Source organism: Rhodococcus mengyinensis (genome assembly GCF_048381435.1).
In the GTDB taxonomy this organism is placed as follows: Bacteria; Actinomycetota; Actinomycetes; order Mycobacteriales; family Mycobacteriaceae; genus Rhodococcus_F; species Rhodococcus_F opacus_D.
In genome coordinates this window covers 87999-99930 of record NZ_JBLWIT010000087.1, presented here as the reverse complement: position 1 = coordinate 99930, position 11932 = coordinate 87999, and the positions used below count along the sequence as shown (strand labels likewise).

4 protein-coding genes are annotated in these 11932 nt (G+C 68.9%); all 4 read right to left on the bottom strand.

Going from position 1 to position 11932, the window contains the following annotated elements; all coding sequences use genetic code 11:
• Window positions 1–224 precede the first annotated feature (224 nt).
• The 4 genes from ACNJ7E_RS16405 to ACNJ7E_RS16390 are packed head-to-tail and all read right to left on the bottom strand — an operon-like array spanning window position 225 to window position 11422.
• Entirely contained in the window at window positions 225–806 is a 582-nt protein-coding gene (locus tag ACNJ7E_RS16405) for a DUF6262 family protein (protein ID WP_418340445.1), read from the bottom strand.
• Window positions 803–3409, bottom strand: a complete 2607-nt coding sequence (locus ACNJ7E_RS16400) for a site-specific integrase (protein WP_241962424.1) — start codon at window positions 3407–3409, stop codon at window positions 803–805. Before ACNJ7E_RS16400 ends, ACNJ7E_RS16405 begins: the two co-directional genes overlap by 4 nt.
• Window positions 3406–3993: a tyrosine-type recombinase/integrase gene (locus tag ACNJ7E_RS16395; protein ID WP_418340444.1), complete on the bottom strand. Its 588-nt coding sequence runs from the start codon at window positions 3991–3993 to the stop codon at window positions 3406–3408. The genes ACNJ7E_RS16400 and ACNJ7E_RS16395 overlap by 4 nt, the downstream gene beginning before the upstream one ends.
• A complete protein-coding gene (locus ACNJ7E_RS16390; RefSeq protein WP_418340443.1) occupies window positions 3956–11422 on the bottom strand; it encodes a DEAD/DEAH box helicase family protein in 7467 nt (2488 codons plus the stop codon). The genes ACNJ7E_RS16395 and ACNJ7E_RS16390 overlap by 38 nt, the downstream gene beginning before the upstream one ends.
• Between the last annotated feature and the right edge of the window lie 510 nt (window positions 11423–11932).

Sequence of the window (11932 nt, the reverse complement as noted above, 5' to 3'; positions counted from 1 at the left end):
TTTACCGACCGCGGACGCCCGGATACGCCTTTGACCTGCGAGTATGCGTAGTTTACATGTTCGCGATGATGGCTTGGGTTTGGCGGCGCGGCGTGTCGGATCGAGTTTTGCGCGTAGGGGGCCGGGTTGGTCGAATCCCGAATTCGTCCCGCGAAGATGGTTCGGGATTGCGGGGAGTTCGACGGTCTGGCAGGTGGGCGGATCAGAGCGTGCCGGAGTGGTGATCATGGGCGAGTCCGTGCATCGGCCAGTTGTGCTTCGAGGTCGGCGATTCGCCTGTCTTGGAACCGCAGGTTGGAACGCGCGGCTGTCAATCGCTCGTCGAGGCCGCGGTTGTCGCCGGCGAGTTGGTGGACGCGTTGTTTGAGCGTGGTGTTCTCGGTGGTGACGCGCTGGATGGATTCCTCGGTCCATTCGGCTTCCAGGTCACGGATGCGGCCGAGGAGTTCGCCGATGCGGGTGCGTTGAGTCAGGATTTCGGTGTTGGCGGACTTGAGTCCGTGCTCGGCGTTGAGGGCCCGCTCGCGCCAGGTCGCCTCCTGCCGATCGTCGGGTTCGTCGCGAGGTTGGTGATGTTGTTCGCCTGCTGCGGCTTTCGCTGCGTCGATCGCGGTTCTGGCCTCGGCGTTGGTGTAGAGAAACGTTCGAGAAACTCGTGCGTGGCGGGCGACGGCGGCCGTGCTGACGGGGGTTCGTTCGCGGCGGAGCCGGGCGATGGCGTCGTGGACGCGGTCCACGGCGGCTTGGGTGGCGCGTCGGCGGGAGGCCAGCGCCGCGGCGGTGCGTGGCTGAGCCGGGGTGCTCATGCGTCGGTTTCTCCTTCGCTGTGGTCGTTCTCGGCGTGCGCGGCATCGGTGAGGTCGGCGGCGCGGAAGGCGACCGTCCAGACGCGGTGGAAGTAGTCCTGGGGTTTGCGCAGGTCGACCGCGAGTGCCTGGTCGAGGAGGCCGAGCCCTGCCAGGGCTTTCTCGAGTCCGTCGATGGCGCGGGCGGTGGGTTCGAAATGTTGGTGCAGGTAGTCGGCGGTGGCGTCGTCGGGTGCACCCTCGGCGAGTTGCCGCCATTGCTCGCGTTTGCGCCGCCAATACAGCAGGTCCGCGCCGGACAGGACGAACTTGTCGCAGTTGTGGCAGTCCAGGTTCCAGGGGCAGCTGCCGCCGTCGACGACGGGCTGGAAGGTGCAGAACCCGCCCTCGGCGGGGGTGCTGCGCCGCGACAGGTCGACCGCCAACGCCTGCGCCTGCTCACGGGTCATGGGTGTAGCGTCTCCGGCGAGGAATTCGCCGGGGCTGACCGCGCCGGGACCGGCGACCCAGACGTGCGCCAGCACCTCCTCGAGGTCTGAATTCGACAGGTGCACATAGTGTTCGGCCATTCGGTCGCTGACCTGACCCAGGTAGGTGCGGATGTGGGTGAGGGACGCGCCGGCGCGCAGCAGATTGGTCGCCAGGGAGTGTCTCGCCTGGTGGGGAACGGCAGGGCCGATGTCGAGGGAGTCGACCCATTCTTTGAACCGGCGGTGGAACCATTGCCTGCTGATCGACATGCTGCCGTCGGGGTTGAGGCGGGTGGCCGGGAACAATGCCATGCGTGCGCTTTCGGTGTCGGTGGGCCGGCGGCCGTGTTCGGCGATGAACCGGTCCATGGTCTTGCGTTTCCGCTCGGCGAGCAGGTCGTGGAGTCGTTGGGGGATGCGGATGGCGGCGTCGTAGTTGCCGACCTTGGTCTGGTCGTGCCAGAACATCGGCAGTCCGCCGTAGCGGCCCAGGCAGTCCCATCGGACGCCGACCACCTCGCCGATGCGGCGGCCGGTGATGACGGTGGTCTCCCAGATGTCGCGTAGTCCGCGGTCGAGCGGATCATGGATGTCGGCGAGGCGACGCAGGTTGTCGGGGTCGGCCAGGGCCCGGGCGACCTCGTCGGGGAACGGGCGGCGTGGGGTTCGCCCGGTGGTCGCTCCGGCGGTGGGGACGGCGACGATGAATTCGCGGCGCAGCCCGATCCGGTCGGCGCTGCCGTCGTCGAGGGCTTCCCGCAGTATCTTGCGGACGGCGTTGAACACCAGTGACCGTGTCGTGGTGGTCACGGTGCTGGCCGACCCGTCGGGGCGTTTCACTGCCAGCGACGCCAGGCCGTCGCGTTCGCGGCGGCGTTGGTCGGCGACGAACCGGCGCATGTGCTCGGTGCCGAGCACTCGTGGGTCGTGGCCGCCGTCCGGGGCGTCGATCTCGAGAAACGCTCCCAGTTCCACTGCTGCCCTGCGGGTTGCGTCGAACACGCCGCCGGTGCGGGGGCAGCGCGCAGAGGCCAGCAGGCCGGCCAGGTGGTCCCAGGTGAGGTCGCGCAGCCAGCGTTGGCCGATGTCGGTCAGATCGAAGTGGCTGCCCCGATGCGGGAACCGGACCCCAAAGTGATCGGTTTCGAGGAACCCGGCGTCCTTGGTGTCGGCCGGGGTGAAGTAGACCAGCCGCAGCTCGCGTTGCACTTCCTTGATGATCGCCGCGGCCGGTACCGGGGCCTCACCCGCGCTGCGGTCGAAGTCGGTCAGGGTGTCCAGTTCCAGGGCGCGGCAGGTGGTTACCAGCGAGCGGATCCATCCGAGATCCCAGCGTTGGGGCCGGGCGCGCCGGGCGTGGATGAAAAGGCCCCACTTGAGCTCCGCGCGCACCAACGGCCGCAACCCGAGCAGGTTGATCTGCCCGCGGAACGGCGGCGCTGCCGCGGCGGCGCACCACCGTCGGAATTCCTGCTCGTCGTCGTAGCCGACCGGGACCCGCCGGCCGTTGTTCTCGTAGCGGTGCCACCAGCTGCGCGGCAGTGCCGCGCCGCCGGGCTTGCCGTCTCGGGTGTAGCGGGCGCCGTGGCGAGAACACAGTCCCAACGGTGAGTCCGCCCGGTTGCCACACACCACCACCTGGCATGGCCCGTATCCGGGCAGCGCCTGCTGCCCGGTCAGCCACGTCTCGAAGTCGCAGCCTGCGCCTTCCGCCTTGCGGTCGCGGAGCCAGCGCATCGAGTGCGCTCGGCACAATTGTTGATCGGTCTGGGCGACCGGGCGGTCCGGACAGAGCCGACACGCGGCGTCGGCGACCCGGACGTGACGTGCCAATCCCGTCGCCGCGCTCAGGAACGCGGCCTTCCCGACACCATGTGCCCGCTCACGCGCCCACTGCTCACGATGCTGACCACACAGATCCAGGCCAGCGCTGGCGGGCCGCTCACAGTCGGCGACAAGACATTCCCACCGATAAACCGGATGACCCGGCGGAACCTCGATCACGTCGGGACGGAAGATCGGGTCGAACGACGGGCCGTTGATCAGCGCGGTCAGGATCTCCAGTCGGTCACGGCCCTCCCGGTCGTCTGGCTGTGTGAGGGCGGCCGGCAACAGTCCGATCGGGGCGTTCACCGCTGCCCTCCCCAGACCTGCCGCAGCGCTGCGTCGAATGCCGGGTCGTGCACGTCGATATGCCCGTAGACCTCGCCGACCATCGCCGCCGATGCCCAGCCGCCCGCGTCGCGGGCGATCAACAGGTTGCCCTTCGAGGCGTCGAGCACGGCACTGGTGAAGGAGTGCCGGAATTGGTGTGGTCGCACCTTTCCCAGTCCCGCGCGGTCTCCGGCCCGCGCCAGCATCCGGCGAGCGGCCACCGGCGCCCACGGCCGCCCCGCCGCGGCGCCGTGCAATTGCACCAGCAGCATTCCGTGATCTGTTCCACCACAAGGGTATTCGCCGGTGATGTAGTCGAAGTAGGTGTGGATCATCGCCGGGCTGACCCGCTTGACCAGGCCGCCGGTGATCACGCCGTCGTCGACGCGCCACGGATGCTTCGTCTTGGCCTCGGCCCGGTTCGGATTGTCCGGCCGGTGACACACGTGCAGGTGCGGTGCCCGGCACTGCCCGCAGTCCGCATCCTCGCGCAGATGCAGGTCGACCAGATGCAGCCCGCACAACTCACCGATCCGCAAGCCGGCATCTCCAAGCCAGGTCACCACCATGGCGTCCCGCGCCGAATTCATCACCGGCAGAAGAGCGTCCCGCGCCCCGTCCGGCAGCATCTTCGGATGTCGCCGCCGCGGCCCGGTCGGCGCCAGCGGATTCGCCGGCAGCGATGTCGCAACATGCCCCAGAAACGAGCGCCGCCGGTCCGCCCGGGTCGGCAGTCGGCGTTTGTCCAGGCCCGCGCCCAACTCCGGATTCATCCCCAGCGCGGCCTGATGCAGGTAGAACCCCTTCACGCACGCCGCCGCGGTCGTCAGTGCGGCATGCCCGTACGGGCGTTTGCCGACCCGCCACGGCTCGCCCAACGGCATCGCCACCTCGGCGCCGACGATGCCCATGTACCGCTCCAGATCCCGCAGCACCACCTTGTCCAACGTCAGGCACTCGCGTTCCAGCCAGCGCAGATGATCCACCAACAAGTAGGCATACGTCCGCTGCGTGCCCGACCCGTCGAAACAGCGCAGGAACCGGTCCGCCTCCCGATGCTCGCGCCCGTCCGGCCAGACGATCGTCCACGATCGCCGCCCGCCGGCGCGGTCGATCCGCTGAACCCGGAGGTCCCCGACCACCATTCGCAACACCACACGCCCTCCAAATCTCGACCCGAACATGACGGACATCCCGATCCGTGGTCGGTAAACAACCACGGGATGTCGGTGAAGTCACGCAGGACGAACGGCGTGTACGGATATATCTGCGGTCGGTAATGTCGACCCAGATTAAGTCACAACCGGACTGCTCGAATGTGAGTCCGACGTCGGATGCCTTGGACCGCACGAGCCGGTTCTGCTTGGTTTTCTCCCGTTGGATCGCCTTCTCGATTTCCTTGACGGTGTGCGGATTTCCGGCGGTCTTCGCGGAGTCGAGCGCCTCCCGCAGCTCCATCAGCTTCGTGTCGATGTAGTCGAGTTCGGTTTCCTTCGTGACGCCGATCAGCTTGAACACCGACTCGGGGACGATGACGAGATCCCAGTCGGTGACCGCGGTCTGCCCGATGAACCGTTGCCGGTCCCGGAAGCCGTCGAGGTCGGCGCCGACGAGTATCTTCGCGGCCGGGTAGGCGTCGCGGACCTCGCTGGCCCACTGGTCGACGAGGTGGTTGGGGGCGACGACCCACGGTTGGCGGACCTGTCCGAGACGGCGCATCTCCATGCTCGCGATCGTCATGGTGAGGGTCTTGCCGGAGCCGACGCAGTGGTCGAGCAGGATCGTCTCCCCGTGCAGCAGCCGCTCGACCGCACGCCGCTGATACTCGTAGGGCCAGTACTTCTCGGTGTTCAGGCCGGGATATTGCTTGTGGGCGGTGTCGTAGTGCGGGGTGACAAACCGGTTGAACCGTTCGTTGTAGACCGCCTTGAGGTGCTCGTACCGCTGCGGGTTCGACCACAGCCATTGCACGAACTTCTCTTCCAGCCGCACCGCCCGGTTGCGCAGGTCGGTGGTGTGTTTGGGGTGAAACCGCGGTTTGGGCTGAACGTCGAGTTCGTCATCGGTCTTGTTGACCTCGACCGGCTTGTTGTTGGCGATGGTTTCGAACAGATCGATGCCGGAGTAGCGGCCCGGGATGCCCCAGGTGTCGTTGTATCCGGATTCGGCGTTCTCCCAGTTCGCCAGCAGGTCGGTCTCGACCTTCCAGCTCGCGCTGACCGGGGCGTAGGAGACGCGGATCTTGTCGGCGGGGATGCCGAATTCCTCGGCGAGAAACTGCTTGTGGAGGTCGGTGCCGACCCATTCGGCGCCGGGCCGCACACCGATGCGTCCAGGGTCGAGCTCGGGCGGCACGACTTCTTCGAGGGCGTCGACGATGCCCTGGTAGACATCGGGGTTCTCGGCTTCGGCGATGCGGGCGCGGGCCAGCTTGCTGCGCACGTCACCGGAGAGGAATTCCGCGGCGAGGACGCAGCTGTTCGGGTCGGACAGGGACGGGTAGATCTTGCCGCGGGCCTGTTCGAGGACGGCGGTCGCATCGGTGCCCAGCAGCACCGCCATCCGGTCGGGATCGACGCGGCCGAGTTCGTCGACGCTGATCGCGATCGCCTCGTCGATGGTGCCGGCGGACTCGGCGACCCGCGCGGTCAGGGTGGCGTCCTCGGTGAAGATCGAGGTCTTCGACGCCTCCTGGGTCTCGTCGTTGAACAACTCCAGCGAGCGGACCATCGCGATGCGGGGATCGAAGCTGATCGCGCCCTGCAGGTGGTAGCGGTTCTTCCGCGGCCCCTGCGCCGGGGTGCGGGCCTGCTCGTGCAGGTCCTGGCGCACCTCGTCGGGCATCGTCCCGTCGTATGGCTCCAGGTCGAGATCGTCGAGCTCACCGGGGTCGGCACCGTTGTCGACGGCGAGGTTGCGGGCGGCGTGGATCCGCCACTGCGCTTCGAGTTTGGTGAAGTTCGCGGCCGTCTTCTCCGGGCTGTTCTCGGTGGCGTGGCTGGTCCAGGTGAACCGGTTGATATAACCGTATTTGCCGACGTAGTCGTCGTATTGGCGGCCCAGCTGGTCCCGCAGCCGTTGCCGGTCATCCGGGGTCGAGGACAGGTCGCGGGCGGCGTCACCGATCGCGAGGACGGAATCGCCCATGGCAAGCAACCGCTGCCATTGGTCGTTGACGGCGCGGCTCTTGCTCGGGGTGAGCACCCAACCGGCGCCGACCTGGTACTGCTCCCACCGCTGCGTGCGTTCGTCGAACCGCAGGGTGCCGGGCACCGCGGACTCGGCGTCAAGGCGGGTGTGCAGGCCGGGTTCGTCGAGGACGAGGGGCAGGGTGCGGTCGGGGGCCTTCGCGGTCACGTGTTGGCCCGAATCGAGTGCGGTGTCGATGATCCGGTCCAGGACCCGGGTAACAGCCAACGGCAGCGGCTCGGTGTCGTGGGCGATGACCTTGAGGGTGGCCGAGGAGTACATGCCGTGGCCGACCTCGTACCGGCCGAGCACCTGGTGCGGGCGGGCCTGGAAGTAGCGGTTGACCCGCACCTCGACCCGTTCGTCGCCGTGTCCGGTGGGCATGGGGGCGGACACGGTGTCGATCCACTGCTCGGTATCGACGCTCATCGGCCGGTCTTCCTCGCGCCGGCGGAAGATCAGGATGTCGGTGAGCACGTCGGTGGCGGCCTGCCGCCGGTGTGCGGTCGAGGGCAGTCGGACGCCGCCGACGAGGTCGCCGAGTTCGGCGATCTCCTTGCGCGCGTCCGCTCGTGCGGCGTCGGAGGTGAAGGCGCTGGTGATGACGGCGACGTACCCGCCGGGGGCGGTCAGGTGCAGCGACTTGATGAGGAAGTGGTTGTGGATCGTGCGGCTGTTCGGGTTGTGGACGTCGTCGTAAACCGGGTAGTTGCCGAACGGGACGTTGCCGATGGTGGCGGTGAACGTGCCGTTCTCGGCGAACTGGGCCTCGAAGCCGTGGTTGCGCACGTGCTGGCTCGGATAGAGCTGGTGCGCGATCCGGGCGGTGATCGGGTCGAGTTCGACGCCGACCATCCGGGCAGTGGCCGGGGCCAGCCCGAGGAAGTGGCCGCTGCCGCAGCCGGGTTCGAGGACCCGGGCCCCGTCGGGCAGGCCGGCGCGTTCGACCGCCCGCCACATGGCGGCCACCAGGGCAGGGTCCGTGTAGTGCGCGTTGACCGTGCTCAGTCGGGCCGCGTCGTATTCCTGTGGGGAGAGCAGCAGCCGCAGTTCGTCCCGCTCGTTATCGAACTCCGACTTCGCGGTGTCGAAGATCTGCGGGACGCCGCCCCACCCGGACCATTGCGCGAGGCTGCGTTGCTCGTCTGGTGTGGCGGGCCGGTTCTCGTCGGTGAGCGTCTGCACGACCGCGAGGGCGTCGAGGTTCGCCCGTGCCCGCTGTTTGGCGGCGGAGGGCGCAAGCACCTCGGTACCCAGGGCGAAGTTTGCGGCGGCAGTCGGGTCGGTGTCCGGGGCCTCGGGTTCGGTCGTTTCCTCGGCGGTGTGCCCGGCGACCGGGGTGATCGGGTCACCGCCGGGTTCGGGTGTGCCGGTGGTCATCGACTGGTCCCGTGCCTGCGGATCCAGTGCGGTGTCGGTGCCCGGGTCGGGGTCTGACTGCGGGGCGTCTGCGGCCCGGTACCGGTCGGCGGCCGCGGGCGCGAGGTAGACGGTGGATCCGTCGGGCCGGCGGGCGGGGATCAGGGTGCCGTTACGCCAGTGCGGGCTGGTCAGCGGCTCGCCGCGCTCGTCCTGAGGGACCTCCACCATCTCGTCGCCGGTCGCCACTTCCTCGTGGGTGGAAACGTCCTGCCGCTCTTCGATGCTCGCCGCGGCCGCGGTGTCGTCACGTTCGACGTCAAAACCGGCGGACCTAACGCTTCCGGACTCCGGCGCGGCCGGGGTGGTGGCGGCCAGGCGGGTGTCGAGGGCCTGGCGGGAGCGCCGCACCCCGTGCGTGATCTTCTCGTGCAGGGTGCGCAGCGGGTGGTGCTGGTCGGTGTCGGGGTCGCCGTCGCGGATCTCGGTGACGGCGGCATCGAGGGCGGTGAGCCGGTCGACCGTGGCACGCAGGGCGTCGGTGATCTCGTCGCTGCTGATCGTGCGGCTCGTCATCCGGCGCTGCGCTGCGGCCGCGGGGGAGAGAGCCTGCCCGAAGGCATCGGAGGTGGTGTCGGTCAGGGCGGTGAGATAGTCGCCGTCAGTGGAGAAGCTCTCGGCTGCTGCGGCCTCGAGGATCTGCCGGTAGTGCTCGGTGGTGTGGGCGTCGGCCAGGTCGGGTGCGGGTTCCGGCGCCGGGTCGGCTGCGACCCGGGTGTCGGCGGCCACCTCGGCGGCCGGGGTGGGCTCGACCTGTGGTGTGCCGGAGTGAGTACGCAGATGTTCCCGGGCCAGGGCGAGTGCCTGTCCAAACGGCAACCCTTCCGGGTGATCGATGCCGCGCAGGCTCCACCCGCGCGTGGAGTGCAGGTCCTGCAGGGTCACGTGGGTGCCTTCCGGGTCACCGACGATGGCGGTCCCGGCCCGGCGGATGAAGACCACGTCGGTGGGGAAGTCGCGGGTGAACAGCCCGCCGTCACCCTCGACCTCGGCGTAGAGCTGACGCAGCGCGGGCTGAATGGAGTCTTCGAGGAGCACGTGCTCGAGCGGGAGACCGGTCGAGTCGAGGATGGCCACGTCCTCGGAATGTTCCTGTCGCAGCCGTTCGATGGCCGTGGCCATCGCATCCCGGACGGGTGTGCAGTGGACGGCGTTGCTGATCCCGTACGGGTCGTGGCGGAAGACGTCGGAGGCGGCGACGATCTGCACGTGTTCGTCGTCGGTGAGCAGGTCCCGGGCGCGGGCGGCGAGCTGGTCGCGGGCGACCCGGACCTGCTGGTAGAGCTGTTCGCTGACCGGGTTCGGGTTGTCGCGTCCGGCGGCGTCGAACAGCGCCGCCATTGCGACGCGGTGGTCTTTGCCCCAGGTCCGGGTCTGTCCCCACCCGTCGGTGGTGACCTCCCAGAACGTGTCGGTGCGCGAGTACCGGTAGGCGACGCGGTAGTCGGGGCGACCGGCCACTGCCCAGCCGTCGTTGTCGTACAACGGCTCTCCGGTCTTGTCGCCGTGGCCGCGGGCTTCGTTCTCGTCGGCGAAGGCTTCGGCGATTTCCTGCCGGATCGCTGCTTCGACGCGGGGGCGGGTCTCGGTGGTGACCGCGGCCGCGAGGTCGGGGTGGGTGTGTGCGAATGCGGAGAGCCCGTCCTCGACCATTTCGTCGAGGACTCGGAGTCGCTCTCCGTTGATCAGGTACCGCAGGGCTGCCCGCGCGAGCGGGTCGGCGCGGAAGTGATCGAGTGTGAAGGCCCGCCAGGTGCTTTCGTGCTTTGGGTTGGTCCAGGGCAGCGGTCCTGCCTGGGCCAGAGCTCGGGCGACCGCCGGGCGGGCGGCGATCTCGGGGTCGGTGAAGTAGTTGTGGTCGCGCATGTGGGCGAGCGCGGCGGCGCGGGTGAGGTCCCCTTGGTCGTCGAGTGCGGCGATCTTGTGGGCGACGAGGTCTTCGAAGTCGTCGGCGTGAGCGAGTTGGCGTGGTCCGCGGCCGCGGACTATCGCGATCACGTCCGGGTCGGTGCCGATCTCGTGGGTCAGGATCGCGGTGCGGGTGGGTTCGGTGAAGGTGCGCCGCCCCGTGTCGTAGCCGGCGGTGAACTGCTCGCGTAGTTCTCGGGCCGTCTTGCTGTGTGCGCGGACGCTGGCGAGGACCTCGGCGGCGACCGGGTCTGTCGCCGGGTCGGCGGGCGCGAGGGGGTCGGCGGGATCGAATGCGGCGCGGCCGCGTTCGTGCCAGTTGGTGACGGTGACCGCGTCGTCGTCGGCCAGTTCCCGCTGGGTGCGCTGTTGGCGGGCGATCTCGCTCTCGGGCGTCAGGTCGGTGGTCTCGGCAGCGTCGCCGATCTTCTCGGACGGCGGTTCCTCGTCCAGTTCGGCGCGGGAGTCGGCGTTGTCCTGCCAGATCTGGTCGACCCATTCGTGGCGGAGGGTGTCGAGGCGCGACGGGTCGGCGAGCAGGTCCTGCGCGGCGCGGGCGAGCTCGGGGGAGGAATCGCCGGTGTCGGGGTCGACGAGGTCGGCCAGGGTGAGGGTGGCGCGGTCGCGGACTTCGTCGGCCGCCCAGCTCTTGAACTGGGCGAAGCTGTTGGACGGGGTCGATGCGGCCGCCACCAGGTCGGAGTCGGCGAGGAGTGCGTCGCGGACGCGGTCGAGGACGGCGGTGTCGTACTCGGTGGCGGTGAGGGTCTCGACGACGGCCAGCTCCGGTGCCGTGTCCTCACGTTCCCGGAGCGGCGCTGCACTCAGGTCGGGGGTCGATCCGGTGAGCAGGGCTTTGATGGCGGTGTCGGCCTGCCCCTTGGTGATCCGGGCGTCGAGAAGGTCCGCGGCCAGTCCCCGGGTGTCGAGCATCCGGCGCAGCGTGTCGATCTGCTTGTCCGTGGCCGGGTCGTCGACCCAGGTCGGGGAGGGTCGCCGCTGCGCCCGGTCGACGCGCTGTGCAAGGTCGCGGTCGATGGAGGCGGGGTCGATGCCGGCCGCCACCAGCTGGTTACGCAGGCGCCCCTCGGTGACGTCGGCCTCACCGAACTCGCCGAGCAGGCGTTGACGTTTGACCGACAGGTCGGCTATCCGCTGGGTCAGCGCGTCGATGCCGGCCTGGTTGTTCTGCTGGCGGGCCCGGTCGAGCGCGGTGTGCGCGGCGTCGAGGTGCTGCCGGACCCGGGCGCCGCGGCGCAGGATTTCGGTGCGGGCGGTGCGGGCGGTGGCCCACTGCGCCCGCAGCGTCAGAACGGAGTCTGTGGCGGGTTGGGGCCGATCACGGCGGCGATCTGCGCTGCCAGTTCGTCCGCCAGCGGATCCATCGCGTTCGTCGGTGTCGGCTGATCGTCCTCGAGTCGCTGCTGGATCAATGCCTGCGCCAGCAGGGTGAATCGGCCGGTCTGCCCCATCCACACCCGGTCGACGATCGTCTCGGCCAGCGGGCTGACCTGGACCGACAGGTCCTTCCAGCGATCCGGGTTCCGGGAGGTGCGCTGCTGGTCGATCGTCTCCTGGCGTTGATGCTCGATCATCTCGTCCGCTGCGGTCACGCGCTGGTACACCTCCTCGGTCACCTGCGGATACAGCTCCTCCGCCAGTACTTTCGAGCGTGCCGACACCCACGCGGTGCCCATCAGGGAGGCCACCGTCTGGTAATCCGGTGTCACCCCCGGATTCTCGGCCCGCCACCGATCGAGCAGGAATCCGTGTCCGCTGTCCCCGACCGCTTCCTCGACCATCTGCGTCAGACGGGCCGCTTCCTGCTCGATCCGCTGGTCCCGTTCGGTCTGATCCAGCTGCGGGTCCATCCCCACCCACTCGCCCCAGATCCGGCGCACCTCGTCGCGAATCACCAGATCCACGTTCTCCTGCGTCATCACGCGGTTCCTCTCCCATCGAAAACAGTGACGGCTGATCGTCGTG

Bases quoted from the DNA above. Each gene is read 5' to 3' on its own strand.
- ACNJ7E_RS16405 (WP_418340445.1), bottom strand. From the start codon at position 806: ATGAGCACCCCGGCTCAGCCACGCACCGCCGCGGCGCTGGCCTCCCGC.